This window comes from Streptococcus panodentis (assembly GCF_017884005.1).
Classification (GTDB): Bacteria; Bacillota; Bacilli; order Lactobacillales; family Streptococcaceae; genus Streptococcus; species Streptococcus panodentis.
Map to the genome: position 1 here is coordinate 97,551 of NZ_QFAY01000002.1, position 25,546 is coordinate 123,096.

Annotated in this window: 26 protein-coding genes; 24 read left to right on the top strand and 2 right to left on the bottom strand. The window is 50.5% G+C overall.

Annotation, left to right across the window (positions count from 1 at the left end; translation table 11 throughout):
- Nucleotides 1-46: 46 nt before the first annotated feature.
- Entirely contained in the window at nucleotides 47-1,012 is a 966-nt protein-coding gene (locus DHL47_RS01460) for a LacI family DNA-binding transcriptional regulator (RefSeq protein WP_209550655.1), read from the bottom strand.
- Nucleotides 993-2,447, bottom strand: a complete 1,455-nt coding sequence (locus tag DHL47_RS01465; protein WP_209550656.1) for a sucrose-6-phosphate hydrolase — start codon at nucleotides 2,445-2,447, stop codon at nucleotides 993-995. Before DHL47_RS01465 ends, DHL47_RS01460 begins: the two co-directional genes overlap by 20 nt.
- Before the next feature lie 200 nt (nucleotides 2,448-2,647).
- Here DHL47_RS01465 and DHL47_RS01470 point away from each other — a divergent pair, with 200 nt between their 5' ends.
- The 24 genes from DHL47_RS01470 to DHL47_RS01585 all read left to right on the top strand — a co-directional run bounded on the left by DHL47_RS01470 (nucleotide 2,648) and on the right by DHL47_RS01585 (nucleotide 25,509).
- Nucleotides 2,648-4,660, top strand: a complete 2,013-nt coding sequence (locus tag DHL47_RS01470) for a sucrose-specific PTS transporter subunit IIBC (protein WP_128834425.1) — start codon at nucleotides 2,648-2,650, stop codon at nucleotides 4,658-4,660.
- 160 nt (nucleotides 4,661-4,820) lie between these two features.
- Nucleotides 4,821-5,720 carry a fructokinase ScrK gene (scrK, locus tag DHL47_RS01475; RefSeq protein ID WP_128834422.1) on the top strand — a complete coding sequence of 300 codons (900 nt, stop codon included), beginning with the start codon at nucleotides 4,821-4,823 and terminating at the stop codon, nucleotides 5,718-5,720.
- Between the two features lie 46 nt (nucleotides 5,721-5,766).
- Complete coding sequence (locus DHL47_RS01480; protein ID WP_002910562.1) at nucleotides 5,767-6,177, top strand: peptide deformylase; 411 nt, start codon at nucleotides 5,767-5,769, stop codon at nucleotides 6,175-6,177.
- 78 nt (nucleotides 6,178-6,255) lie between these two features.
- On the top strand, nucleotides 6,256-6,591 hold the full coding sequence (locus DHL47_RS01485) for a hypothetical protein (protein ID WP_002903845.1): 336 nt from the start codon (nucleotides 6,256-6,258) through the stop codon (nucleotides 6,589-6,591).
- Nucleotides 6,592-6,765: 174 nt separating this feature from the next.
- On the top strand, nucleotides 6,766-7,224 hold the full coding sequence (locus DHL47_RS01490) for a MarR family winged helix-turn-helix transcriptional regulator (RefSeq protein WP_002913878.1): 459 nt from the start codon (nucleotides 6,766-6,768) through the stop codon (nucleotides 7,222-7,224).
- Nucleotides 7,217-8,986 (top strand): ABC transporter ATP-binding protein, encoded by a 1,770-nt coding sequence (locus DHL47_RS01495; protein WP_209550657.1) that lies wholly within the window; start codon nucleotides 7,217-7,219, stop codon nucleotides 8,984-8,986. Before DHL47_RS01490 ends, DHL47_RS01495 begins: the two co-directional genes overlap by 8 nt.
- Nucleotides 8,976-10,733, top strand: coding sequence for an ABC transporter ATP-binding protein (locus tag DHL47_RS01500; protein ID WP_209550658.1), 1,758 nt, complete (start codon nucleotides 8,976-8,978; stop codon nucleotides 10,731-10,733). The genes DHL47_RS01495 and DHL47_RS01500 overlap by 11 nt, the downstream gene beginning before the upstream one ends.
- A gap of 295 nt (nucleotides 10,734-11,028) precedes the next feature.
- Entirely contained in the window at nucleotides 11,029-12,387 is a 1,359-nt protein-coding gene (locus tag DHL47_RS01505; RefSeq protein WP_209550659.1) for a cobyrinic acid a,c-diamide synthase CobB, read from the top strand.
- A gap of 1 nt (nucleotide 12,388) precedes the next feature.
- A complete protein-coding gene (cbiB, locus tag DHL47_RS01510) occupies nucleotides 12,389-13,339 on the top strand; it encodes an adenosylcobinamide-phosphate synthase CbiB (protein WP_128834410.1) in 951 nt (316 codons plus the stop codon).
- A gap of 9 nt (nucleotides 13,340-13,348) precedes the next feature.
- Complete coding sequence (locus DHL47_RS01515) at nucleotides 13,349-14,047, top strand: cobalt-precorrin-8 methylmutase (RefSeq protein ID WP_209550660.1); 699 nt, start codon at nucleotides 13,349-13,351, stop codon at nucleotides 14,045-14,047.
- Nucleotides 14,048-14,752 carry a cobalt-precorrin-8 methylmutase gene (locus DHL47_RS01520; protein WP_209550661.1) on the top strand — a complete coding sequence of 235 codons (705 nt, stop codon included), beginning with the start codon at nucleotides 14,048-14,050 and terminating at the stop codon, nucleotides 14,750-14,752.
- Nucleotides 14,753-14,754: 2 nt separating this feature from the next.
- On the top strand, nucleotides 14,755-15,879 hold the full coding sequence (gene cbiD / locus DHL47_RS01525) for a cobalt-precorrin-5B (C(1))-methyltransferase CbiD (protein ID WP_209550662.1): 1,125 nt from the start codon (nucleotides 14,755-14,757) through the stop codon (nucleotides 15,877-15,879).
- Complete coding sequence (locus DHL47_RS01530; RefSeq protein ID WP_209550663.1) at nucleotides 15,870-16,502, top strand: cobalt-precorrin-7 (C(5))-methyltransferase; 633 nt, start codon at nucleotides 15,870-15,872, stop codon at nucleotides 16,500-16,502. Before cbiD ends, DHL47_RS01530 begins: the two co-directional genes overlap by 10 nt.
- Nucleotides 16,474-17,043, top strand: a complete 570-nt coding sequence (locus DHL47_RS01535) for a decarboxylating cobalt-precorrin-6B (C(15))-methyltransferase (protein ID WP_209550664.1) — start codon at nucleotides 16,474-16,476, stop codon at nucleotides 17,041-17,043. Before DHL47_RS01530 ends, DHL47_RS01535 begins: the two co-directional genes overlap by 29 nt.
- A complete protein-coding gene (locus DHL47_RS01540) occupies nucleotides 17,043-17,816 on the top strand; it encodes a cobalt-precorrin-4 methyltransferase (RefSeq protein WP_209550665.1) in 774 nt (257 codons plus the stop codon). Before DHL47_RS01535 ends, DHL47_RS01540 begins: the two co-directional genes overlap by 1 nt.
- On the top strand, nucleotides 17,806-18,867 hold the full coding sequence (gene cbiG / locus DHL47_RS01545; RefSeq protein WP_209550666.1) for a cobalt-precorrin 5A hydrolase: 1,062 nt from the start codon (nucleotides 17,806-17,808) through the stop codon (nucleotides 18,865-18,867). Before DHL47_RS01540 ends, cbiG begins: the two co-directional genes overlap by 11 nt.
- A gap of 71 nt (nucleotides 18,868-18,938) precedes the next feature.
- On the top strand, nucleotides 18,939-19,664 hold the full coding sequence (gene cobJ, locus DHL47_RS01550; protein ID WP_128834403.1) for a precorrin-3B C(17)-methyltransferase: 726 nt from the start codon (nucleotides 18,939-18,941) through the stop codon (nucleotides 19,662-19,664).
- Nucleotides 19,661-20,410, top strand: a complete 750-nt coding sequence (cobK, locus tag DHL47_RS01555) for a precorrin-6A reductase (RefSeq protein ID WP_209550667.1) — start codon at nucleotides 19,661-19,663, stop codon at nucleotides 20,408-20,410. Before cobJ ends, cobK begins: the two co-directional genes overlap by 4 nt.
- Before the next feature lie 222 nt (nucleotides 20,411-20,632).
- Nucleotides 20,633-22,072 (top strand): uroporphyrinogen-III C-methyltransferase, encoded by a 1,440-nt coding sequence (gene cobA, locus DHL47_RS01560; RefSeq protein ID WP_209550668.1) that lies wholly within the window; start codon nucleotides 20,633-20,635, stop codon nucleotides 22,070-22,072.
- Between the two features lie 13 nt (nucleotides 22,073-22,085).
- Nucleotides 22,086-22,853: a sirohydrochlorin cobaltochelatase gene (locus DHL47_RS01565; RefSeq protein WP_209550669.1), complete on the top strand. Its 768-nt coding sequence runs from the start codon at nucleotides 22,086-22,088 to the stop codon at nucleotides 22,851-22,853.
- Between the two features lie 9 nt (nucleotides 22,854-22,862).
- On the top strand, nucleotides 22,863-23,564 hold the full coding sequence (locus tag DHL47_RS01570) for a cobalt-factor II C(20)-methyltransferase (protein ID WP_209550670.1): 702 nt from the start codon (nucleotides 22,863-22,865) through the stop codon (nucleotides 23,562-23,564).
- Nucleotides 23,565-23,634: 70 nt separating this feature from the next.
- Entirely contained in the window at nucleotides 23,635-24,369 is a 735-nt protein-coding gene (locus tag DHL47_RS01575; RefSeq protein WP_209550671.1) for an energy-coupling factor ABC transporter permease, read from the top strand.
- A complete protein-coding gene (locus DHL47_RS01580) occupies nucleotides 24,366-24,677 on the top strand; it encodes an energy-coupling factor ABC transporter substrate-binding protein (protein WP_128834391.1) in 312 nt (103 codons plus the stop codon). Before DHL47_RS01575 ends, DHL47_RS01580 begins: the two co-directional genes overlap by 4 nt.
- A gap of 157 nt (nucleotides 24,678-24,834) precedes the next feature.
- A complete protein-coding gene (locus tag DHL47_RS01585; RefSeq protein WP_209550672.1) occupies nucleotides 24,835-25,509 on the top strand; it encodes a CbiQ family ECF transporter T component in 675 nt (224 codons plus the stop codon).
- The last annotated feature ends 37 nt before the right edge of the window (nucleotides 25,510-25,546 follow it).

Sequence of the window (25,546 nt, forward strand, 5' to 3'; positions counted from 1 at the left end):
ATTTGATATAATAAAAAAGCCTGTCGGGCTTTTTTATTATATCTGTTTAGACACTCTTGCCCGGCAGGAGACTGACCGGCAGGAAATAGCCGGTGGCTTTGACCTCCTGACCGGCAATTCGCTTGAGCAGCAAGTCTACAGACAGACAGGCAATATCCTTGAGCGGCTGTTTGACAGTGGCCAGCTGCGGGTAGTAGTTTTCGACGAAGTAGGTGCCGTCGTAGCCGATAATTTTCAGCTCTTGCGGAATAGCAATCCCCAGCTCCTGAGCGACTTTCATCACCAAGATGGCTGTCAGGTCATCTGAAGCAAAGATAGCATCAGGCTTGGTCTGGGTCAGGATCTGCTTGATTTCCATTTCCTTTCTGACTGGTGAAAAATCACTGGAGACATTGATGATGGGAGCGTCTGGCAGGACAGAAGCAAAGCCGGCATGGCGGAGACCGGTCGGGGAGTTGGAGTTGTCATTGCCGGTAATCATGATAATCTGACCTGCGCCGGACTTGACCAGCGTCTCGGCTGCCAGAACCCCGCCAGCGTAATTATCTGAGGAAACGACAGGAATATCCGGTGACAGGTTGCGGTCGAAGGAAATGATGGGCGCCGTCACCCGATTGTAGTCTTCAATTCCCAGATTGTGGCTGCCCGAGATGATGCCGTCCACCTGATTGGCTTCCAGCATTTCAAGATACTCGCGCTCCTTGGCAGAATTGTGCTCGCTGTTGCAGATAATGGTTTTATAGCCTTGTTTAAAGAGTTCGTGCTCCAGCTTATCAATCAGTTCCGCATAAAAGATATGGCTGATGTTGGGAAAGATGAGCCCGATCAGCTGGGCGGATTTGCCCTGCAGGCTGCGGGCCAGATTGTTGGGCTTGTATCCCAGCTCCCGCATGGCTTCCTCCACTCGGGAAATGGTTTTGCCTGATAAATAGCCTTTTTTATTGATGACGCGGGAGACAGTAGTGGGGCTGACCCCGGCTAATTTGGCGACATCAGTGAGCTTTGCGACCATAATCTAATTCATAGTAAGTGCCGGTCGGACTGCCCTGGGCGATGAAAATCCCCTTTTGGTCCTCCTGCGGGAAGACCCGGCCGGAAAATACTTTTTCTCCTTTATTGATGAAAATTTCAAAGACAGATTTGTCAATAAAAATATTGGCTTTAGCAGCTTTCCTGTCAATGCTGCAGGAGCGGCTGCTGCCGAAATCCAGAGCGAACGGCTCCCCTGCTTCCTTGCGGTCAACGGTTACCTGACCTGCTTGGGTATCGAAGCGGATGCGCAGGCCCTTGCCGTCTGCATCGGCAAACAGGACGATTTCGCTCTGCGTGTCTGCTGCAAGGTCCAGCTCCAGCTCATAGCTGTTTTCGGTATGGGTCTGATTGGTCAAGACCTGTGCAGGGCCTCGCAGGTCCTGCATGGCGGCTACGGGATACTGATAGAGTCTGCCTTCCTGCAGGGTCAGCTCCTTGACCAGAGAGAAGACTCCCTGATGGTCAAAACGGTCAGATGGGTAGGCCACGTCTGGCAATCCCAGCCAGCTGACCGCCAGAGCCCGGCCGTCCGGCGCGTTGAAAGCCTGCGTCGCATAGCACTCGAAGCCGTAGTCCAGATTTTGAAGCGGACTTGGGTCAACGATTTTTGCCTGATTTATGTCAAACGATTGACCTATTTTATACATGTTTGGGTAAATGTTGTCGTAGTCCAGCACTTCCTTGGACAGCCCCTGAGGGCAGTAGAGCAGGACTGGCTGGTCATGGATGAAGACCAGATTAGGGCACTCCATCATATAAGCGGTCTTGTCGTTAGCGAAGTCCAGATTGCCGACGGCTTCCCAGTTGGTATAGTCATTGTCCACAGCCTTGTAGAGCTTGATATAGCCTTGTCTGTCTAGGTTTTGGCTGCCAACGATGGCGTAGAACTGCCCCTTGTAATTAAAAATCTGCGGATCGCGGAAATGATCGGTCGCTTCCTCAGGCTGCTCGATCAAGATGCGGTCAATTTTTTCGAGATTGCCTGCTTTATCCAGCAGGGCGCCGATCTGGTAGGGATGACGGACCCAGTTTTCATCACGGACATTGCCAGTATAGAAGAGAAAGAGCTGGTCATCAAACTGCATGGCAGAGCCAGAGTAAGCGCCGTGTCTGTCCAGCGCCGTATCTGGCAGCACCCGCAGGCCGGTCTCTGTGAAGTGGACCAGGTCATCGCTTTCCAGCTGTACCCAGCACTTGAGACCGTGGGCAGCTCCGAAAGGGAAGTTCTGATAAAACAGGACCCACTTGCCGTCAAAATAGGAGAAGCCGTTGGGGTCGTTGAGCAGACCTGTCTGGGGCTCTACATGGTAGCTGGCCCGCCAAGGGGACTTGGCGATGTTTTCCTTGATGTGCTGCACCTCTTCTGCCGTCCAGTCTTCATAGCGTCTATAGCGTTGTTCAGTTGTCCAAGCCAATCGTTTGCCCTCCGAATCATATTATTTCTTATTACTATAGTAAACGTTTTCTCCTGAAAAATCAACTTTTAGCATGAAAAAAATAAAATTTCTGCAAAACGCTTGACATATTTTGAAAACGTGTTAAAATAATATTCGTAAAAGTGATAAATCGCTTTCAAAAGTTTTATATTATTTTATATATAAGGAGATTTTTGCAAATGAATAATACTGAAATTGCAAAAAAGGTCATTGATGCCTTGGGCGGACGTGAAAATGTCAACAGTGTGGCTCACTGTGCGACCCGTCTGCGCGTGATGGTCAAAGATGAAGAAAAAATCAACAAAGATGCTGTTGAAAACTTAGATAAAGTTCAGGGGGCTTTCTTCAACTCAGGCCAATACCAAATCATCTTTGGGACCGGTACGGTCAATAAAATTTACGACGAAGTAGTGGCGCTTGGACTGCCGACTTCTTCAAAAGACGACATGAAAGCAGAAGCGGCGAAGCAAGGCAACTGGTTCCAACGGGCCATCCGTACCTTTGGGGATGTCTTTGTACCGATTCTTCCAGCTATTGTTGCGACAGGACTTTTCATGGGAGTTCGTGGAGCAATTGCTCAGGATCAGGTTTTAGCTTTGTTTGGCACTACTGCGGATGCTTTCAAAGCAACTGACTTCTATACCTATACAGTAGTCTTAACTGATACCGCCTTCGCTTTCTTCCCGGCTTTGATTTGCTGGTCAGCTTTTAGAGTTTTTGGCGGAAACCCAATCATTGGTTTGGTTCTTGGCTTAATGATGGTAAACTCAGCACTTCCAAATGCTTGGGATGTGGCTGGTCAGGCTACTAAATTTGCTGTTGATCCTTCTAAGGATATTTTAGACAAAATTGCTAATATGGATGTTCTAGGAAGTCTGAAATTTACTGGCGAAGTTACAGCAACAAAAGCCCATCCAATATACTTCTTTGGTTTTATTCCAGTAGTTGGCTATCAAAACTCTGTACTTCCAGCTTTCTTTGTAGGATTGTTTGGTGCGAAATTTGAAAAATGGCTGCACAAGAAAATTCCAGATGTTTTGGATCTTCTTCTTGTTCCATTCCTTACTTTCCTTGTAATGTCTATTTTGGGACTATTTGTGATTGGCCCAGTCTTCCACGTTGTCGAGTCATTTGTTTTGAATGGTACAGAGTTCCTTCTTAGCCTTCCGTTTGGTCTTGCCGGTCTGATTATCGGTGCAGTTCATCAACTGATTGTCGTAACTGGTGTTCATCACATCTTCAACTTACTGGAATCTCAGTTGGTATCTCAAACTGGGAAAGATCCATTTAATGCCATTATCACTGCTGCTATGACAGCTCAGGCTGGTGCGACTTTGGCTGTAGCTGTGAAGACAAAATCTAAAAAACTCAAGGCTCTTGCATTCCCAGCAGCACTTTCTGCAGGATTGGGTATTACTGAGCCAGCTATCTTCGGGGTTAACTTGCGTTATGTTAAACCGTTTGTAATTGGACTCGGTGCCGGTGCTGTTGGTGGTTGGTTGGCTTCTATTATGGGGCTTGCAGGTACAAGTTTCGGTATCACAATTATTCCAGGTACTCTCCTATACCTGAATGGTCAATTGTTGCAATATATCTTTATGGTTGTTTTGACAACTGGTTTGAGTTTTGTTCTGACCTATATGTTCGGCTACAAAGACGAAGAAACTGCAGCAGAAGCTGCTGAAACTGAAAAACTTGTTGAAGAAGCTGAAACCGGCAAGGTTCCAGCAGCCCTTCAGGATGAAACCATCCTTTCTCCAATCGTTGGTCAGGCGGTAGCGCTCAGTGATGTCAATGATCCGGTCTTCTCCAGCGGAGCAATGGGACAGGGGATTGCCATCAAGCCTAGCGAAGGTGTGGTTTATGCACCGGCTGATGCAGAAGTGACCATCGCTTTTGAAACCGGTCATGCCTACGGTCTGAAAACATCTAATGGCGCTGAAATCCTGATTCATGTCGGAATTGACACGGTCTCCCTCAATGGTGACGGATTTGACCAAAAGGTTGCTCAGGGCGATAAGGTCAAAGCCGGCGATGTACTGGGAACTTTTGATGCTGCGAAAATCGCTGCTGCCAATTTGGATGACACAACGATGGTTATCGTCACCAACACTGCTGACTACGCTTCGGTTACTCCGACAGCAGAAGGGGCGGTTGCTAAGGGCGATGCAGCTATCGAGCTGAAGGCTTAATGAAATGAAAAACGGACAAATCAGTTTTTGTTCGTTTTTTTATCATCAGGCAGTTCTGCTGAAAAAAGTCATAAAAAGAATGATTTTTGACAGGAAGTCTGTTCGAGATATGCTATAATGGATAGAGTATAAATCAAATTGTAAAAGAGGTTCTGTAATAATGACGAAATTATACGGAAGTTTAGAAGCCGGCGGCACCAAATTTGTCTGTGCTGTTGGCAATGAACATTTTGAAGTGGTGGAAAAAACACAGTTTCCGACGACCACTCCTATTGAAACGCTGGACAAAACGATTGAATTTTTCTCCCGTTTTGACGGTCTGTCTGGCTTGGCCATCGGTTCTTTCGGTCCTATTGACATTGACAAGAACTCGCCCACCTATGGCTACATTACAACAACCCCTAAGCCCCACTGGGCGAATGTAGATATTGTGGGAGCTCTGCGCCGAGCCCTCAATGTGCCGATTTACTTTACAACGGATGTGAACAGCTCAGCATACGGTGAAGTGGTCGCCCGCAATAATGCCGGCGGGCGCATCGAAAACCTAGTCTACTATACGATTGGTACGGGTATCGGTGCCGGAGCGATTCAGCGAGGGGAATTTGCCGGCGGCACCGGTCATCCGGAGATGGGCCATTACTATGTGGCCAAGCATCCCATGGATGTTGAAAAAGAGTTCAACGGCGTCTGTCCGTTTCATAATGGCTGCTTGGAAGGATTGGCAGCTGGTCCCAGTTTAGAGGCCCGGACTGGCATCCGCGGCGAAAACATCAAGCTCAACAGCTCGGTCTGGGATATTCAGGCCTACTATATCGCTCAGGCGGCTATCCAGGCTACGGTGACTTTCCGGCCGGATGTCATCGTCTTTGGCGGCGGTGTCATGGCCCAGCAGCATATGCTGGACCGAGTCCGTGAGAAATTCACGGTACTTCTGAATGGCTATCTGCCAGTTCCTGATGTTCGTGACTATATCGTGACACCGGCTGTGGCTGGAAATGGCTCCGCAACGCTGGGCAACTTTGTACTGGCTAAAGAAGTTAGTGAACGCCACGCAAAATAAGCTTATAGGGTCTGATTTATCAGGCTCTTCTCTATGAGGGAAAGCAATGGAAAAAGCAATTGTCAAAGATATTTTCTTTCTGCAGCAGCTGTCTGAGCGGGCTAGCAGAGAAGACCTTTATCTGGCTCAAGACTTGCAGGATACTCTGCAGGCCAATCGAGAAAACTGTATAGGGCTCGCAGCAAATATGATTGGTGTCCGTAAGCGGGTCATTATCTTTCTATATGGCTTGGTGCCGGTAGTCATGTTTAATCCGGTGCTGCTCTCTAAGTCAGGCCCTTATAAGACAGAAGAGGGCTGCCTGTCCTTGGTTGGAAGCCGTCCCACTCAACGTTATCAGGAAATCACAGTCGATTATCTGGATAAACATTGGCAGCAGCAGACCATGACCTTGAAAGGCCTGCCTGCCCAAATCTGCCAGCATGAATTGGATCATTTGGAAGGGATTATCATTTAGAAAAATTTGACAAAATTGCAAAAAACGTCTAAAATTAGAGATAATTAGCAGAATAATATTGAAGGAGGCAAGATGTAAATGAAAACAAAAACTTTAGCACTGATAAGCGGTCTGGTTGGTTTGATTGGAGGGACTATTTTGCTGCTCTCGAATATCTTTTTTGTTCCTTTTTCAGCCTTACTAGGTGATTCTGGCCTGAATTTACTGGGAGCGGTGATTAAATTGGCAGCTCTGGGCTTGGGAATTACTTCCTTGGCTTATTACAAAGGTCAAATGCGTTTCAGTGTCGCAGCGGGCGTCCTCCTTATCGTCGGAAGCAGCAACATCGCGCCCATTCCATTTATAGGCTGGATTGCAGGCATTCTCCTTATCATTGGAGGGGCTCTATTCCTCGCTTCTTCTTCAAAATTTTAATGCGGGACCAATCAATTTTTAGGCTGTTTGTCAGTTTGAAAGGAAGGGTGAAGAAATTTTCTTCGCTTTTTTTCTTGTTGAAAAAATAGTTCTCATGGAAACTTTTTTCTTGACTTTCTTTTTTCTTGTGTTAAAATAGTTCTCACGAAAACTATTTTTACAAAGGATACAGGTATGGATAAGCCTTTACTGGAATTGAAGCGTTTTGGACGAAAGATTCATCTCATAGCGGAAAAGCTTGCCAAGGAGCAAGGGATTGAGTCCATGGCTGGGCCTCAGGGGCAGGTCTTGCATATTGTCGCCTGTCGTATGGAAGAGGGGAAGGATACCCTTATCAAGGATATTGAGCAGGAGTTGGATATTTCCAAATCGGTGGCCTCTAACTTAATGAAAAGGATGGAGAAGAATGGCTTTATCAAGCTGGAAATGGGCAAGACAGACAAGCGGGCTAAATATATCCGTCTCACTCCGCAGTCGCAGGAAAGAATGAAAAAAATCCGTGACTTTTTTGATGAAATGAACCTTTCTATTTTGAATGGTGTTTCTGAGCAGGAACTGCTGATTTTTTCTCAAGTCATGGCCAAGTTTTATCAGAATATCGAAAGTTTAGAAAATGGAGGGAAAGATGTTTAAGTTATTTAAACGGCTGACGGTAAGGGAAGTGAGCATGATTGTTCTCAGTGTGCTCTTCACCTTCCTGACGGTATATTTGGAATTAGAAGTTCCGACCTATATTTCGACGATTACAGAACTACTGCAGACGTCGGGAACAACTTTGGCAGATTTGTGGGAACCGGGATTGAAAATGCTTGGCTTATCCTTTACTAGTTTGCTGTCAGCTATCATGGTTGGCTTTTTTGCCGCTCGTACAGCAGCTAGCTTTACCCAGAGTTTGCGGAGCGATATTTTCAACCGTGTGCTAGACTATTCGCAGACGGAGATTAAGAAATTTTCGATTCCTAGTTTGCTAACTCGGACAACGAATGACATTACTCAGGTGCAAACTTTAATTACCATGGGACTGCAGGTGGTGACCAGGGGACCGATTATGGCGATTTGGGCCATGACCAAGATTATCGGCAAGTCAGAAAATTGGCTGTTGGCAGTTGTGGCAGCCGTTGCGGTCAATGTTTTGATGTCTGTTATCCTCCTGACTCTGGCCTTTCCCAAGCAGACGATTATCCAGAAACTGACGGATAAGCTTAACAGTGTTACCCGTGAGAGCCTGACTGGGATTCGGGTTGTTCGGGCTTATAATGCTGAGGACTATCAGGATAATAAGTTTGCAGCGGCCAATGATGAAGTGACCCGTCTCAACCTCTTTGTCAATCGGCTCATGGCCATGATGAATCCCATTATGATGGGGATTTCCAGCGGTCTGACTTTGGCCATTTACTGGATCGGGGCCTACTTGATTCAGGCTGCCAGCCTGCAGGACCGCCTGCCGCTTTTCAGTGATATGGTCGTCTTCATGTCCTATGCCATGCAGGTCGTTATGGGCTTCCTGCTCATGGGAGTGCTCTTCATTGTTCTGCCGCGGACCATTGTGTCAGCCGGCCGGATTAATGAAGTGCTGGCCCTGCATTCATCTATCGAATCGCCTGCCCATCCCAAGACAGCAGCAGAAGGCGTGAAGGGTGAGGTTGTATTTCAGGATGTTTCTTTCCGCTATGCCAAAAATTCTGAGGCTGTCATTGAGCATGTGAATTTTACAGCAAAAGCCGGTGAGACGGTGGCCTTTATCGGCTCGACAGGATCAGGGAAATCTACGCTGGTCAACCTCATTCCCCGCTTCTATGATGTGACCGAAGGAGAGATCCTGGTGGATGGTGTCAATGTTCAGGATTACCAGCTGGAAGACCTGCGCAATAAGGTCGGCTACATCCCGCAAAAAGCGGTGCTTTTCTCTGGTGATATTGCCGGCAATATGGACTTTGGCTACAGTGCAGAAAGTCCGCTGGATGATGACAAAATGTGGCAGGCTCTTGAGCTGGCGCAGGCCAAGCCTTTTGTAGAAGAAAAAGAAAATGGCCTCCAGGCTGAAGTTGCTCAAGGCGGTACGAATTTCTCCGGCGGTCAGCGGCAGCGTTTGGCCATCGCCCGAGCCCTGGCCCGCAAGCCAGAAATTCTCATCTTTGATGACTCCTTCTCCGCTCTGGACTATAAGACTGACCGCATTCTGCGCAGTGAGCTGGCTGAGCAGACACAGGATATGACCAAGCTGATTGTGGCCCAGCGGATTTCGACCATTATGGATGCCGATCAGATCCTGGTATTAGATGCTGGAAAGGTGGTCGGACAGGGAACGCACAAAGAACTCTTGGCTGCCAACGAGGTTTACCAAGAAATCGCCTACTCACAGCTATCCAAGGAGGAATTAGAAAATGGAAAATAAGAAAACTTCATTATTTAGCCAGATGAAGCCCTATCTCAAAGGCTTCCGGCTTCCTCTCGTCTTGGCGGTTGCAGGAGCGGTCCTTTCCAATATCATTACTGTTTATGGACCGGAAAGGCTGAAAGAAATCACCAATCTCATTTCAGAGGGATTGGGCAGCACGATTGACTTGCAGGCTGTCTCAACAATCTCCTTCTTCTTGGCGGCTCTCTATGTGGCCGGGACCCTTCTCAACTACATTCAGTCCTTTATTATCAGCACGGTCATCCAGCATTTTTCCAAACGCCTGCGGACTGCCATCGCTGAGAAGATTAACAAGCTGCCTCTGCGCTATTTTGACAGTCATTCGCAGGGAGACACACTTTCACGAGTGACCAATGACGTGGATACAGTAGGGCAGTCGCTGAACCAAAGTCTAGGCACGGTGATGTCATCTAGTTTACTGCTGATTGCAGTGGCCATCACCATGTTCTTTATGAATTGGATTTTGGCCTTGGTAACCATTCTCTCGACGCTCGTCGGCTTTGTCTTTGTTGGTCTCATTATGGGCAAGTCCCAGGGTTATTTCACCGCCCAGCAAAACGATCTGGCAGCTGTCAACGGTTACGTGGAGGAGATGTACTCCGGCCATAATGTCGTTACCAGCTATAATGCCATTGAGCAGTCTAAGGAGCGCTTTGCAGTTCTCAATCACAATCTCTATAATAGTATTTGGAAATCTCAATTTATCTCTGGCATGATGATGCCGCTCATGTTCTTTACGGGGAATTTTGCCTATGTGCTGGTTATTTTGGTTGGTGCTGCTCTGGCAATTAATGGCTCTATTAGCATCGGAATTATTGTCGCCTTTATGGTTTATGTGCGGACCTTCTCTCAGCCTTTGTCACAGATTGCCCAAGGTATCACTGTCTTGCAGCAGGCTGGTGCAGCACTGGTTCGTGTCCTTGAATTTCTGGCTGAGCCTGAGATGGAAGATGACCAGCATAAAGAGCAGCAGCTTGCTGCTGTCAAGGGAGATGTTGCCTTTGAAGATGTCTTCTTCGGTTACAAGCCAGACCAGACGATTATTCATGATTTCTCAGCCCAGGCCAAAGCCGGACAGAAGATTGCCATTGTCGGCCCAACGGGTGCTGGTAAGACGACCATTGTCAACCTGCTCATGAAATTCTATGAGATTGACAAGGGCCGCATCACCATTGACGGTGTAGACATTAGGCAGATGAGGCGCTCAGAAGTTCACGATGCCTTTTCCATGGTTCTGCAGGATACATGGCTCTTTGAGGGCAGCATCAAGGACAATCTGGTTTACAATCAAAAGAATGTGCCGGACCAAGCCGTCATTGCGGCTGCCAAGGCTGTCGGCGTCCACCACTTTATCAAGACCCTGCCGCAGGGCTATGATACAGTCCTGGATGACACGGTCAGCCTGTCTGTCGGTCAGAAGCAGCTGCTAACGATCGCTCGTGCTCTGCTGAAAGATGCGCCGCTCTTGATTCTGGATGAGGCGACTTCGTCCGTCGATACGCGGACAGAAGAGCTGATCCAGAAGGCGATGGACAAGCTCATGGAAGGCCGGACTTCCTTTGTCATTGCCCACCGCCTGTCCACTATCCGCAATGCCGACCTGATTTTGGTCATGCGGGACGGCAATATCATCGAGCAGGGCAATCATGATGAACTGATGGCTCAGCGCGGCTTCTATGCCGACCTCTACAACAGTCAGTTTGTGGAGGAAGATGCGGGCTAATGCTCAAATAAAACATCAGGAATGTTCCTTTTCCTGATGTTTTTTTAATTTAACAGAATTGTAAGAAATGCTCAGTTTTCAGTGAGCACGTCCTAAATACCTAACTTTTTTCGCTGGTGCTCCAGGAAAAACTTGACAGCTTTTGTTGTTTATATTAAAATAAATTTAATATAAGAACTGAAAGCGAACACAACGGAGTGTTTGTTCTATATCTATGTGAGCAACGGTGCTGCAAAAAATAAAACTTCTTTATTTTTTGCAGCACTTTTTTTATCAGCGAATCTGGAGTAAAGTGATGAAGCAATTGATGCTGGCCGGTGTTTCCAGCGGTGTCGGAAAGACCACAGTTACCCTAGGTATTTTGAAAGCTCTGGCAGACAGAGGTTATCAGGTTCAGCCTTATAAGGTCGGACCGGATTATATTGATACAGCTTATCATAGCCGGATTACCAAGCGGCCGTCACGGAATGTGGACAGTTTTATGATAGCAGACGATCAGAGTCTGGCTTGGTCCTACTATAAATGGCATGGAGATGCGGATGTGGCAGTGGTTGAGGGCGTCATGGGGCTCTTTGATGGTCTGGGAACGGACAAGGACTGCGCATCTTCGGCTTCTGTTGCCAAGAAGCTGGGGATTCCGGTTGTACTCATTATCGATGGCAAGGCAACCTCTACCTCGGCAGCGGCTATGGTGCACGGTTTTGCGACTTTTGATCCGGATCTGGACATTGCCGGTGTCATCATCAATCGGGCGGCTTCACAGACCCACTATGAACTGATCAAGGGGGCCATTGAGCGCTATACGGATGTAGAAGTGCTGGGCTATCTGCCCAAGAATGCGGCAGCAGAGCTTCCTTCGCGGCATCTGGGCTTGATTCCAGATGTAGAAATGGACGATCTGGACCATCGCTTTGAGGAGCTGGGAGCCGCTGCTGCGGAGCATATTGACCTAGACAGGCTGCTGGAAAAGGCAGAACTGCCGGATAAGCAGATGGCCAATCCTTTTCATATCCGCAACGATGAGCCGCTGACTCTGGCCTATGCTTTGGATGATGCCTTCCACTTTTACTACGAAGACAATCTGGACTTTCTAAGAGAGCTCAAGGTTCAGCTGCTGCCCTTCAGTCCCTTGCGAGACAGGGAATTGCCAGCTGCGGATGCTTATTATTTTGGAGGCGGCTTTCCGGAAGTTTATGCGCAGAAACTGATGGATAATGCCGGCTTTCGGGCTTCGGTCCGGAGGGCTCATGAGCAGGGACGGCCCATCTACGCAGAATGCGGCGGTCTCATGTATCTGGGAGAACGGCTGGAGACAGAGGGCAAGGTCTATGAAATGGTCGGTATTTTCAAGGGCAAGAGCCTGATGACTCCCGGTTTGAAAAGCTTTGGCTACTGTCAGGCGGAGACGCAGGCAGTCAGTCTGTTTGGTCCCAAAGGGACAGCGGTCAGAGGACATGAATTTCACCATTCGGTCTTTGAGACGGAGGAAGAGACAGTCCTCAAGCTGGAGAAGATCAGGGACGGTCAGGTCGTAGCTGCCTGGACAGGCGGCTATCAGAAAGGGCGGACTTTTGCCAGCTACCTGCATGTTCATTTCTATCAGGACGAGCAGCTGCTGGCCAGCTGGCTGGACTACATCAAAGAGGCGAAGTGATATGGTACTCATTGCAATTTTTCTGGCTGTCTTGCTGGACTGGCTGCTTGGCGATCCCTACAGCTGGCCTCATCCTGTTAAGTGGATGGGTTCCTATATTTATTTATGTATGCGCTTGCAGAATAAACGGCCGCTCCCGCCTTATCTGTTTGGACTTTTTCTCTGGCTGACGACAGTCGGTCTGTCTCTGGGGCTGACCTATGGGCTGCTCTGGCTGGCTGGCCTGGTCCATCCTGCCCTCTACTGGGCTGTCTGGATCTACCTGGCTTATGCCAGTCTGGCAGCGAAAAGTCTGGCCTTTGAGGCTCGTAAGGTCTATCAGACGCTCAAGTTTGGCAGCTTGGAAGAGGCCAGAAAGCAAGTGGGCATGATTGTCGGTCGGGAGACGGCTCAGCTGACAGCAGAGGAAATCAGCAAGGCGACGATTGAGACGGTCGCTGAAAATACCAGCGACGGGGTCATTGGTCCTCTGCTCTGCCTTTTTCTGGGCGGGCCGGTTTTCGCCATGACCTACAAGGCCATCAATACACTGGATTCGATGGTGGGCTATCAGACGGCCAAATACCGGAAGATTGGCTTAGTATCTGCCAGAATGGATGATCTGGCCAACCTGATTCCAGCACGGCTGACCTGGCTTTTCTTGATTCTCAGCAGTCAGATCTTGCTGCTGGATGTCAAAGGGGCCCTGCGGATTGGCTGGCGAGACCGCTACCAGCATGCCAGTCCCAACAGTGCTTTTTCAGAAGCCGTTGTGGCAGGCGCTTTGGGCATTCAGCTGGGCGGGCCGCATGTCTATCACGGAGAGCTGGTGGACAAGCCGACCATTGGACAGGCGGCGAGACAGGTAGAGGCTGAGGATATTCAGACGGCCGTCTCCCTGCTCTATACCGCCACCATGACGGGGCTGATTCTCTTTTCTGTTTTTTACCTACTAAAGCAAGTATATTTCTAGGAGCAAGCTATGGCATATATACAAAATCCTTCCTCCATCGAGGAAAAGAGCTTTCAAATTATTCAGTCTATGATTGCTGAAAAAGACCCTGATTATGTCTTTCGCTCGGAAATGGAAGAATCCATCATCAAGCGGGCCATCCATACGACGGGGGATTTTGACTATCTCTACACCATGCGCTTTGAGCACGGCGTTCTGGAAAAGATAGAGGAGGTTCTCAGAGCCAAGGGCACCATCCTGCTGGACTCGACCATCTCTCTCAATGGGATTAATAAGCGAGTTCTTGACCAGCTAGGTGTAAGCTACCGCTGTTTGATCAGTGATGAGGAAGTGGTGCAGCTGGCCAAGGAGAAGCAGATTACCAGAGCCATGGCGGCTGTTGAGGTAGCGGCTGGGATTGAAGGGCCCAAGATTTTTGCCTTTGGCGGTGCTCCGACGGCTCTGTCCTATCTGATCGAGCTGGCTGAGCAGGGACGGATCAAAGCCGACGCGGTGATTGGTGTCCCAGTTGGCTTTATCCATGTCGAAGAATCCAAGGAAGAGCTGCTCCAGTCGGGTCTTCCGGCCATTGTCAATCTAGGCAGAAAGGGCGGCAGCACCATTGTGGTAGGCATCCTCAATGCCGTCATCTATCAGCTGAGAGCAGTCGTGACGGACGATTATGTCCGCTACTCTACACCGTCCAGTCAAAAGGAAGGAGAAGGCTAGATGGCTTATCTAAAAGCAGGACATCAGATAGAAGAAGCGAGTTTTAGCAAGATTCAGGAAATCATTGACCAAGAGCATCCGGATATTCGGTTTTCAGATCCTTTCGAGGAAGCGGTGCTCAAGCGGGTCGTCTTTGCCAGTGCGGACTTTGACTACCTCTACAATATCAAGTTTTCCAATCAGGTCATGGACAGGATCCTCTATGTCCTCCGACATCGGGGCACGATTTTTACCGATACGACCATGGTGCTGGGCGGTTTTAATAAGAAACTGCTGGATGGCTTGGGTGTGGCCTATCGCTGTCTGGTCAATGAGCCGGAAGTTTTTCGGGAGGCCAAGGAAAAGGGGATTACCCGCTCTATGGCTGCGGTGGAATATGCGGCTAAGGTGGCCGGTCCTAAGCTCTTTGTCTTTGGCAATGCTCCAACCTCTATCTTTAAGGTACTGGACATGGTGGAAGAGGGGAGCCTGCAGCCGGACGCGGTCATCGGTGTGCCGGTCGGCTTTGTCGGAGCAGCAGAGTCCAAGCTCAAGCTGCATGAAAGCGCGGTGCCATCAATTGCAGCCCTGGGCCAAAAGGGCGGCAGCACCATTGCGGCAGCGGTGGTCAATGCCATCCTCTATCAGCTCGAGCTGGGGACCAGCGACTATGAGCGCTTCAGGGTTGCCAGACCTGAGCAGGCTTCAGAAAAGAGAGGGGGCTGACCATGGACGAATACGCTTATGTCAACGGAAAGAAACTAAAAAAAGGCTTTACGACCGGCACCTGTGCAACGGCAGCAACCGTCGCTGCTCTGAGCATGATTTTAAACCAGGAAACAGAAGAAAAGGTCACTGTACACACGGCTTCGGGCGTGGAAGTGACCATGGAGGTTCACAAGTCTTCTTTTGGAGCAGAGGAGGCAACCGCTGCTATTGAAAAAGACGGCGGCGATGATGCGGATGCGACGCATGGACTCTTGATCTACTCGACGGTGACCCTCCTGCCGGATCAGACAGAGATTGAAATCGACGGCGGTCAGGGAGTCGGGCGCGTGACAGAGAAGGGCCTGGCCTGCGATGTCGGCATGGCGGCCATCAATCCGACTCCTCGGCGAATGATTGAGCAGCATGTCCGCGAGATTATCGGTCCCAACTGCGGGGCGCGGGTTATCATTTCCGTACCTGGAGGGGAGGAGACGGCCAAGCTGACCTATAATTCCCGGCTGGGCATTGTCGGCGGCATCTCTATCCTCGGAACGACTGGGATTGTCAATCCCATGTCTGAGGACAGCTGGAAGGCGGCTATCACTATTGAGCTGACCATGCTCTACAATCAAGGGCATCGCTCGGTCGTTCTGGTGCCGGGGAACTACGGGGAAGACTTTGCGACCAAGACCTTGGGGATTCCGGTCGGGCGCATCGTTAATATGAGCAACTTTGTCGGGCATGTCCTCAAGGAAGTCCAGCGCATCGGCTTTACCAAGGTTTTGATGGTGGGGCACATGGGCAAGTTTGTGAAGGTGGCAGCTGGGATTTTCTCTACCCACAGCAAGGACTCGGATGCCCGTATGGAAACGCTGGTGGCTAATCTAGCCCTGATGGGGGCGCCCATGGAGCTGCTGGAAAAAGTTGATAAGTGCTTGACGACCGAGGCAGCTGGAACAGCTATTGAAGCTTTTTCCTACGAAGGCGTCTATCAGATCTTGGCGGATAAAATCAAGGCTAGAAGTGAGCGGCTGCTCCGTTATCGTAAGCCGGAAGTCAGCATTGAAGTGGTGGTCTTTGGGACCGAGGCAGGCTATCTGGCCTCAACCCAGCCCCTAGAGCAGATAAAGGAGGAATGGACATGATTTATGTCATCGGAATCGGTCCGGGAGATCCGAGCTATGGTCTTCTGGGTCAGGAAGCCTATTTTGAGAAGGCAGACCGTATTTTAGGCAGTGAGCGGCATCTGGAAATCCTGCCGCCGGCTTATCGGGATAAGGGCCTGGTCCCTCCTAAAAAATTAGCTGCGCTGGCGGAATTGCTGGAAAGCTTTGGGGAGGAGGAACAGATCCTCTATCTGGCATCGGGTGATCCGCTGATCTATGGTTTGGGCAAGTGGCTGTCAGAGAAATTCAAAGGGCGCGTGGTTATCTCGCCGGGTATCAGTGCCATGCAGTATCTGGCCAGCAGGATTGCCCTGCCGATGAACGATGCCTATCTGACCAGCAGCCATGCCAAGACACCTAACTTTGACCTGATTATGAGTTTGCCAAAGGTCTTTATGGTGACGGACCAGAAAGTCGGTCCCTATGAGATTGCTCAGGAGGCGATAAAAAGAGGCTTGGATAAGCTGCTGGTCATCGGTGAGCAGCTGAGCTATGATGATGAGCGCATTAGCATTCTGCCTGCAAGTGAGGTAGAAGACAGAGACTATGAGATGAATGTGGTGGTGGTGCTAGATGAAGGATTCGGAATTTATCAGGGCTAAAGTCCCTATGACTAAGGAAGAAGTCAGGGCCATCAGTTTGGATAAGTTGGAGCTGCATCGGGCCAAGCGCATGCTGGATGTCGGCTCTGGCACCGGCAGTGTCACAATTCAGGCAGCCCGAACCTATCCAGAACTGGAAGTAGCAGCCGTGGAGCGCAATGAAGAGGCGCTGGCCCTGACGCGGGAAAATATCCAGCATTTTGGCTGCAGCAATGTCCGTCTCTATCCAGGACTGGCGCCGATTGAGCTGGAGGGCAGTTTCGATGCAGTCTTTGTCGGCGGAACCGGGGGCAATATGCAGGAGATCTTCGACTGGTGCGCTCGGATCATGGAGCCTGGCGGCCGGCTGGTTTTGAATTTTATCCTGCTGGAGAATGCTCTGGAAGCAGCCCAAATCGCCGAGCAGATGGACTGGGAGGAGCTTGAGATTGTCTCGGTTCAGGCCAGCCGCTGGACGGGACTGGGCAAGGGGCACTATTTCAAGCCTCAAAATCCAACCATCATTGTATCCTGTAAGAAAAAAGAAAGGGAGGGTGACTGATGGCCAAAGTACACTTTGTTGGAGCTGGACCGGGGGATGTGGAGCTGATCACGCTCAAGGGCTATAGGCAGCTGTCTCAGGCTGATGTGGTCATTTATGCAGGCTCTCTGGTCAATCCGGACCTGCTGAGCTACTGCAAGGAAGGGGCTGAGATTCATGACAGCGCCAGCATGCATTTGATGGAAATCATCGATGTCATGGAGGCCGGAGTCCAGGCTGGGAAAGAGGTGGTTCGCCTGCAGACAGGAGATTTCTCCATCTACGGCTCCATTCGGGAGCAGACCGAGGAGATGAAGAAACGCGGCATTGACTTTGACTGTACGCCGGGTGTCAGCTCTTTTCTGGGGGCAGCCTCCAGTATCGGGACAGAGTACACGGTGCCCGAAGTCTCTCAAAGCCTCATCATCACTCGGATGGCTGGCCGGACACCTGTGCCGGATCGGGAGGCTTTGCGGAGCTATGCCCAGCACCGGACCTCTATGGCGATCTTCCTGTCGGTTCAGGGAATCGAAAAGGTGGTCAGCGAGCTGATAGAGGGCGGCTATCCTCCAGAAACGCCTGTGGCTGTTATTTACAAGGCTACCTGGCCGGATGAGAAGAAGGTCTTTGGCGATTTGACAAACATTGCTGACAAGGTCAAGGAAGCTAAGATTAGAAAGACAGCCCTGATCCTAGTCGGTGACTTCTTGGGTGAGGAATTTTACTATTCCAAGCTCTACCATGCAGATTTTCAGCATGAGTTTAGACGGGGGAAGAGCCGCCATGCCAAGTGATTCTCAGGCTAGATATGCTATCGTGACGGTGACAGCTGTCGGCAAAGAGCTGGCCCTGACCCTGCGGGACAAGCTGGGCAAGGCAGTCCCCGTCTATACGACGCCTCGGCTGGCAGATGATCAGGTCAAGGCCATTGAAGGCCGCGCAGTGGAGGCGATAGCCCAGCTTTTTCAGCAGGTAGATGTCCTCATTTGCATCATGGCGGCCGGAGCTGTGGTGCGGGCCATCGCTCCTGTCCTGCAGGACAAGACCAGTGACCCGGCCGTGATTGTCATGGATGAGAAAGCCACCCATGTCATCAGCCTCTTAAGCGGTCATCTGGGCGGCGCCAATCAGGTGACGCGCGAAATCGCAGATTTGCTCGGTGCCAATCCCGTCATTACGACAGCAACGGATGTGCAGAATGTGACAGCGCTGGACAATCTGGCCCAATCGGTCAATGGCTGGCGGCCGGATTTGAGGCCGCTCATCAAGCCCTTTAACAGCTATCTAGGCAGCGGCCGCACGGTCTATTTCTATCAGGAGAAGGACTGGGTCAGCGACCTTCGCGGTCTGACTCCTGTGGATGAGGAAGAGCTGGCGGCTGTTCTCAAGGGAAGGGAGCCGCTGATTCTGCTGACAGCTGATAAAAAAGCTATTCAAAGAGAAAATCTGGCAGTCATCTATCCTCGGCCCTATGTCTTGGGCGTTGGGGCTCGAAAAGATGTGGCACCGGCTGTCTTTCGTGCAGGCTTTGAGGACTTCTGTTTGCAGCAGGGGATTTCGGCTAATGAGATTGCCAAAATCGTCAGTATTGATGTCAAGAAGGATGAAGCAGCCATTGTGGCCTTGGCTCAGGAATTGGGCTGTCCCTTTGAGACCTTCAGCAAGGAAGAGCTGGCTGCCGTAGCAGACCGCTATCCTCAGTCTGCCTTTGTCAAACAGGCAGTCGGAGTCGGCAGTGTCGCCTTGGCCAGCGCAGATCTGGCCAGTCAGGGTCAGGTCCTGACCGAGCGCTTTGCCAAAAACGGCTGTACCTATGCGCTTGCAAAAGCGGTAATAAAAAAGTAAATCAAAAAAGAGCAGGCGGTCTGATGGACCAACTGCCATTATAGAATCTTATCATATAAGGAGAAATATATATGCTATACGTTATCGGATTAGGCCCAGGTAAGGAAGAATTGATGTCGCAGGAAGCGCTGGCTGCTTTAGCCGACTGTGAGATTATTGTCGGCTACTCGACCTATATGCGACTGATTCGCGATTTGGTCAAGGACAAGGAGCACGTAGCGACAGGGATGCGCCAGGAGATTGACCGCTGCCAAAAGGCCATCGACTTGGCTAGGGAAACGGGCAAAAATGTCGGAGTCGTCTCCAGCGGAGATGCCGGTGTCTATGGAATGGCAGGCTTGATCTTGGAGCTGCTGGGCGATGCTAGTGATGTAGAAGTTAAGGTGGTTCCAGGTATTACAGCCAGTCTGGGTGCCGCTGCAGCTATGGGAGCTCCTCTCATGAATGATTTCTGCCATATCAGCCTGAGCGACTTGATGACACCTTGGGACATGATTGAGAAGCGTCTGCATGCGGCCGCTCAAGGGGACTTTGTCGTCTGCCTTTACAATCCTCGGAGCAAGGGCCGTCCAGACCATCTGGCCAAGGCGCTCGCTATCATGTCTGAGTACAAGTCAGCCGATACCATTGTCGGTATCGGAAAAGACATTGGCCGCAAGGATGAGGAAATCATCCTGACCACCATCAAGGACTTGGATGAGACTTTGGTAGATATGACCACCATCGTCATCGTTGGCAATAAAGAAACTTATATCAAAAACGGCCGCATGATTACACCTCGAGGGTATACTGTATGATGAAATTACTGCTGGGAGGCACATCCGACAGCACTGCTATTTTAGAACTGCTGGATCGCAAGAAAATTGATGTAACCAGCTCTGTTGTCACAGACTACGGCCGGCACTTGGCTTCTCAGTTTGGCCAGCCGGTCATTCAGGGCCGGCTGACTGCTGAGGATATGGCGGCTTTCATCAAAGAGCATGATGTAGACGAGATTATTGATGCCACCCATCCTTTTGCGGACATTGTTTCCAAGGAAGCCATTCGGGCGGCAGAGTTGGCTGGTGTGTCTTACCTGCGCTTTGAGCGGCAGGCGACGCTGGATTTGAGCGGAGCCATCGTAGTGCATTCGACCCAGGAAGCCATCGCAGAGATCGCCAAGCGTGGCTACCAGACGGTCTATCTGGGGACCGGCAGCAAGACCCTGCCGCTCTTTGTGGAAGGCTTACCGGGCCGGCGGATTGTCGTCCGCGTGCTGCCGACGTCAGAGGTGCTCTTGGCCTGTGAGCAGCTGGGGCTGGTCGCAGACCAGATTGATGCGATCAAGGCTCCTTTTTCCAAGGAGTGCAATAAAGAGCTGCTGCTGCGCTCGGGAGCAGATGTCTTTGTCTCCAAGGAGAGCGGCACGGTCGGCGGGATTCGTGAAAAGATTGATGGCTGCCAGGAGCTGGGGATAGACTGCATTATCATCTCCCGGCCAATGGTGGCCTATCCGCAGATGGTTTCAAGCTTGGAAGAGCTGGAGGCTTATCTGACAAAATAGCTAATGCTCTTCGAAAATCTCTTCAAACTGTGCCAGTATAGCCTAAGGCTAGCTCCGACATGGGCTGCATTGAAACGATTCTTTTCATGCGACTGGATTTGTGCAGGAGTTTGAGAAAGTCCTCTAGGATTTCTCGTAACAGGATGCGCAGCTAGCTTCCATCATGTCTGCTCTGTCTAGTTTGCTATTTGATTTTCATTGAGTCAAACAAAAGGAGAAAAAATGTCCGGTTTAGTAACGTTATTGGGCGCAGGTCCGGGTGATGCGGAGCTGCTGACCCTCAAAGGCAAGCGTCGGCTCCAGGAGGCAGATGTGCTGGTCTTTGACCGCTTGATTAACCAAGAGCTCTTTCAGCATATAAAGGCTGACTGCGAGAAGATAGATGTTGGTAAAAAGCCCGGCCAGCCCTGTATCCGACAGGAAGCTATCGAGGAAATTCTCATCGAAAAAGCCCGTCAGGGCAAGCGGGTAGTCCGCCTCAAGAGCGGCGATCCCTATATCTTTGGCCGAGGCGGAGAAGAAGGAGTTCGCTTGGCGGAAGCCGGCGTGGACTTTGAGGTGGTGCCGGGCATTACCTCGGCTGTGGCTGGTCTGACCTATGCTGGGATTCCTATGACCTATCGGGACGTGGCGACCAGTTTTCATGTCTTTACCGCCCATCTCAAGGATGAGACAGAGAGGCTCAACTGGGAAGCGATTGCCCAGCTCAAGGGGACCCTGGTCTTTCTCATGGGCATGAAAAATCTGCGCTCCATCGTGCAGGAGCTGACAGCCAGAGGGTATGATGAGAGCAAGCCTGCCGCTGTCATTGAGTGGGGAACCCATCCCCAGCAGCGCTCGGTAGACGGGACCTTGGCCAGCATCGCAGACCTAGCAGAAGCGGCCGCCTTTCAGGCGCCCAGTGTCATCGTGGTCGGGGAAGTCGTTGCCTTTCGCCAGCAGCTGAATTTCCATGAGCAGCGGCCGCTCTTCGGCCGGAATATCCTCATCCAGCAGTCAGACACAGGAAAGCTCCCTCGCCTGCTCAAGGATGCTGGAGCTGCGCTGACCACCTTCCCTGCCCGGACCCGAGTGGAGGAATTGGTCCTGCCGCTGCCGGACTTGGAGAGGGCAGACGGTCTGGTCTTTGCTGATATGCAGAGCTGGCCGCTCTTTCTGAAAGCCCTGCGCAGCCAAGGCAGAGACTTGCGCAGCTTGTCTCACATCCGCTTTGCGGCTATCGGCCGCCACACGGCCAAGTCTATCGAAGCGAGCGGCGTCTTGCTGGATCGGATGACAGCCCAGCAGTCGGATGCAGCCTTTGCGGCCGCTCTTGAAAAAGAAGGCGGCAGCTGGTATATCCTGACGGCTGAGCATAAGCAGGCGAGTCTGGAAGAGCTTTATTCCCTGCCGGTCATAGCCAGTCACAGATTGGCCTTTGACAGCCCGATAGAGAGGGACAAATGGCCGGAGATCGAGGCGGTTTGCCTGCCCAACTCTGCCGCGGCCATGAACTTTGTAGCAGCCAGCCAGGCAGCAGGCTATGACTGGAAAGAACAGCCCCTCGTCGTCATGGGAGCCAGCACACGAGCGGTACTGGATGCAGCAGGCTTTGACAGGATTGTGGAGACGGATGAAGCCACCATTGCCTCTATCATCGACAAATGCCGGGAAATTCTCTGAAAGGATGCAGGTCATGAGTAAAGCTATAGTAGTTGTCAGTTTCGGAACGACCTATCCAGAAACCAGACGCAAAACCATCGAGGCCTGTGAGCAGGCCATTCAGCAGCGATTTTCAGACTATCCGGTCTACCGAGCCTTCACTTCGAATGTCGTCAGACGGCGGATCAAGCAGCAGGAGGGACTGGACATTCCGACAGTCAGAGCAGTCTTGGAGCAGCTCGCAGAGCAGGGGACAGAAGAGGTCTATCTCCAGCCGCTCCACGTTATTCTGGGCAGTGAGTACGAAAAGATCCTAGCGCAGGCCAGCGATTTTCAGGACGCCTTTAAGAAGCTGGTCGTGTCTAAGCCTCTGCTGCACAGTCAGGAGGATTATGAGGCTGTCGGCTCTATCCTGCTGGACCGCTATGGGCAGCTGCCGTCAGATGCAGCAACGGTTCTGATGGGCCACGGCAGCCAGCATTATGCTTTTACAGCCTATGCGGCCTTGGACCACATGATGCGGGCCAGTCCGGTCTATGTCGGCTGTGTGGAGAGCTACCCTCCGGTGGAGCTGATCGAGCAGGCGCTGAGAGAGCGGGGCATCCGGGAGGTGCATCTGGCTCCTTTCATGCTGGTAGCAGGCGACCATGCGACCAATGACATGAGCTCAGACGAGGAAGGTTCTTGGTACCGCTTCTTTAAGGAACAGGGCTATGAGGTCAATGCTCATCTGATTGGCCTGGGCGAATACCCTGAGATTCAGCAGCTCTACATTCAGCATTTAGAAGAAATCATCGAATAGGAGGAAGGAATGGCAAAATTTTACGGAATTGGTGTGGGACCAGGCGATAGCGAGCTGGTCACTGTCAAGGCCAGTCGGCTTTTGGAAAATCTAGATATTCTCTATACACCTGAGGCAAAGAAGGGGAGCAAGAGCTTTGCATTAGGTATCGCAGAGCCTTACCTGAAGGAGCAGCTGGAAATCAAGCAGCGGCATTTCCCTATGGTTCGTTCCAATTCGGCCAAAGAAGCCCAATGGCAGGCCATCTCTGCTGAAATCGCAGCAGATGTCCGGTCTGGCAAGAATGTGGGCTTTATCACACTGGGAGATCCCATGGTCTACAGCACTTACAGTTATTTGCTGGCCCTGCTGGAAAAGGACATTGACTGTCAGACCATTCCCGGTATCACCTCCTTCTCAAGTATGGCTTCTGAGCTGGGTCAGCCGCTGACCATGGATGAGGAGTCTCTGGCAGTCCTGCCGGCTACGGCTCCTGCTGACAAGATTGAGGCGGCGCTTGAGCTGCATGACTCGATTGTGCTGATGAAGGTGGCCAATCATCTGGATACAGTCCTGCCTCTGCTGGAAAAACTTGGCCTCTTACAGCAGACGTTCATGGTTAGCCATTCGTCGACTGACAAGCAACAAACTCTGCTGGGCCTAGCAGGAATCACGCCAGAAACCAAGCTGCCTTATTTTACTACTTTCCTCGTTAAAAAGAAGATTTTTTAAGATCAGAGCCTATGTTTAAGAGGCTGTCCCGCCGCCTTAAGACATCAGGTTCTTAGTAAAGGAAATAAACATGAAACTATTGAAAAATAAAAAAGTAACTTTTGTTGCCTTGCTGGCTGTTTTGGCGCTGCTGAGTACTCAGTCTGTGTCAGCTATGCATATCATGGAAGGCTATCTTCCGCTCTTTTGGTGTATCTTTTGGTTCGTCGTTTTCCTGCCTTTCTTTGTAGCAGGCTTGCTGCGTATCAAGAAAATCGTCGCAGAGGATCCCAACTCTAAGACCATGCTGGCCTTGTCCGGAGCCTTTATCTTTATCCTGTCTTCGCTGAAGATTCCTTCTGTTACAGGATCTAGCTCGCATCCGACAGGGGTTGGTCTGGGGACGGCCATGTTTGGCCCGTCTGTCATCAGTGTTTTGGGAACTATCTGCCTGCTTTTTCAAGCCCTCCTCTTGGCGCATGGCGGCTTGACGACTCTGGGTGCCAATGCCTTCTCCATGGCGGTGGTTGGTCCGTTTGTGGGGTATTTCGTCTACAAGTTTGCTAAATCCATCAAGCTGTCTACTGCAGTCTCTATCTTTATCTGTGCTGTGATAGCCGACTTGGCGACTTATGCGACAACTTCCATCCAGCTCGGTTTGGTCTTCCCAGATGCCAACAGCGGCTTTGTCGGTTCTGCAATGAAGTTCATGGGTGTCTTCTTGATGACTCAAATTCCGATTGCCATCGTAGAAGGGCTGCTGACAGTCGTCCTCTATAACTTAATCTCAGAAAATATCAAAGAAAGAGTAGGTCTGTTCAAATGAAAAAATATAAGAATATCATCTTGATCTTGGCTGCAGTAGCCATCACGCTTGCTGCCTTTGTCTTTGCCCCTAAGGGTGTCGAATACAGCGGAACGGATGATGCGGCCGAGCAGGCTATCAGCTCAATCCAAAAAGACTACGAGCCTTGGTTCTCGCCTATTTTTGAGCCGGCAGGACCCGAGGTCGAAAGCCTGCTCTTCACCCTGCAAGGCAGTATCGGAGCAGGCATCATCTTCTATGTCATCGGCTATTATAAGGGCAAAAAGCAAGGGCAGCAAAAGGAAATTTCTGAGCAGAGTGAGCATTAGTATTCATGAGGCCTGTCCATATTCAGGCCTCATGAATAGAGAAGCAAGATTTCCGATCATCGGAGCAGCCTGAGTCTTGGGCTTGGTCCCAGACGAAGGAAAGCTGCTCTTGCATAGAGAAGGGAATGAATACATAGTTAGAAAGGAGGGCCTCCTCTTGTTTGCGATTGATCAATACGCCTATCAAAACCGCTGGAAAGATCTGCCGGCTGGCTATAAATTGTTCATTTACCTGCTGCTGCTGGCTGTCAGTTTTTCTGGTGTCAGGGGACTACAGCTGGCTCTCATCGCCTTGGTGGCACCTCTGACCTGCTATGTGGCTCGTCTGTCCTGGGGGCCTTATCTCAAGTGGTATCTGCATGCCAGTATCTTTATTCTGATCAGCCTCCTGACCTTTGTCTTGACCTATCAGGATGCTCCGGACCAGCTCTTGCTGGCCTTGCCTTTAGGGCGGGGCTATCTGGGGATCAGCCAAGCTGCCGGCCAGCAGAGCGTTTTTATCCTCTTGCGCATCTATTCCTCCTTGGTGTCGACCTATTTCTTTGTCCTGACCGTGCCTTTTGCTCAGATGCTGCGGCTGTTTAAAATCCTGCACATCCCAAGGGTGCTGCTGGACTTGATTGTCCTGATGTACCGTTTCATTTTTCTGGTTTTCTATGAGTTTGTGACCATTCGGGATACTCTGGATTTGAAATTTTCTTTTTATAATAAGAGAAAGCAGCACCAGGCTTGGGGCAGACTGGCCAATACTCTCTTTTCCAAGCTGCTGGATGACAACCAGAAATTAAATGAAGTGCTGGCTTTGAAATTCGATGCGGAGCACAGCGAGTAGCACTCGGAGCATTTACAAGAAGATTGTTTTTATATTA

Bases quoted from the DNA above. Each gene is read 5' to 3' on its own strand.
- DHL47_RS01460 (WP_209550655.1), bottom strand. From the start codon at position 1,012: ATGGTCGCAAAGCTCACTGATGTCGCCAAATTAGCCGGGGTCAGCCCC.
- DHL47_RS01470 (WP_128834425.1), top strand. From the start codon at position 2,648: ATGAATAATACTGAAATTGCAAAAAAGGTCATTGATGCCTTGGGCGGA.
- scrK (WP_128834422.1), top strand. From the start codon at position 4,821: ATGACGAAATTATACGGAAGTTTAGAAGCCGGCGGCACCAAATTTGTC.
- DHL47_RS01480 (WP_002910562.1), top strand. From the start codon at position 5,767: ATGGAAAAAGCAATTGTCAAAGATATTTTCTTTCTGCAGCAGCTGTCT.
- DHL47_RS01485 (WP_002903845.1), top strand. From the start codon at position 6,256: ATGAAAACAAAAACTTTAGCACTGATAAGCGGTCTGGTTGGTTTGATT.
- DHL47_RS01490 (WP_002913878.1), top strand. From the start codon at position 6,766: ATGGATAAGCCTTTACTGGAATTGAAGCGTTTTGGACGAAAGATTCAT.
- DHL47_RS01495 (WP_209550657.1), top strand. From the start codon at position 7,217: ATGTTTAAGTTATTTAAACGGCTGACGGTAAGGGAAGTGAGCATGATT.
- DHL47_RS01500 (WP_209550658.1), top strand. From the start codon at position 8,976: ATGGAAAATAAGAAAACTTCATTATTTAGCCAGATGAAGCCCTATCTC.
- DHL47_RS01505 (WP_209550659.1), top strand. From the start codon at position 11,029: ATGAAGCAATTGATGCTGGCCGGTGTTTCCAGCGGTGTCGGAAAGACC.
- cbiB (WP_128834410.1), top strand. From the start codon at position 12,389: ATGGTACTCATTGCAATTTTTCTGGCTGTCTTGCTGGACTGGCTGCTT.
- DHL47_RS01515 (WP_209550660.1), top strand. From the start codon at position 13,349: ATGGCATATATACAAAATCCTTCCTCCATCGAGGAAAAGAGCTTTCAA.
- DHL47_RS01520 (WP_209550661.1), top strand. From the start codon at position 14,048: ATGGCTTATCTAAAAGCAGGACATCAGATAGAAGAAGCGAGTTTTAGC.
- cbiD (WP_209550662.1), top strand. From the start codon at position 14,755: ATGGACGAATACGCTTATGTCAACGGAAAGAAACTAAAAAAAGGCTTT.
- DHL47_RS01530 (WP_209550663.1), top strand. From the start codon at position 15,870: ATGGACATGATTTATGTCATCGGAATCGGTCCGGGAGATCCGAGCTAT.
- DHL47_RS01535 (WP_209550664.1), top strand. From the start codon at position 16,474: ATGAAGGATTCGGAATTTATCAGGGCTAAAGTCCCTATGACTAAGGAA.
- DHL47_RS01540 (WP_209550665.1), top strand. From the start codon at position 17,043: ATGGCCAAAGTACACTTTGTTGGAGCTGGACCGGGGGATGTGGAGCTG.
- cbiG (WP_209550666.1), top strand. From the start codon at position 17,806: ATGCCAAGTGATTCTCAGGCTAGATATGCTATCGTGACGGTGACAGCT.
- cobJ (WP_128834403.1), top strand. From the start codon at position 18,939: ATGCTATACGTTATCGGATTAGGCCCAGGTAAGGAAGAATTGATGTCG.
- cobK (WP_209550667.1), top strand. From the start codon at position 19,661: ATGATGAAATTACTGCTGGGAGGCACATCCGACAGCACTGCTATTTTA.
- cobA (WP_209550668.1), top strand. From the start codon at position 20,633: ATGTCCGGTTTAGTAACGTTATTGGGCGCAGGTCCGGGTGATGCGGAG.
- DHL47_RS01565 (WP_209550669.1), top strand. From the start codon at position 22,086: ATGAGTAAAGCTATAGTAGTTGTCAGTTTCGGAACGACCTATCCAGAA.
- DHL47_RS01570 (WP_209550670.1), top strand. From the start codon at position 22,863: ATGGCAAAATTTTACGGAATTGGTGTGGGACCAGGCGATAGCGAGCTG.
- DHL47_RS01575 (WP_209550671.1), top strand. From the start codon at position 23,635: ATGAAACTATTGAAAAATAAAAAAGTAACTTTTGTTGCCTTGCTGGCT.
- DHL47_RS01580 (WP_128834391.1), top strand. From the start codon at position 24,366: ATGAAAAAATATAAGAATATCATCTTGATCTTGGCTGCAGTAGCCATC.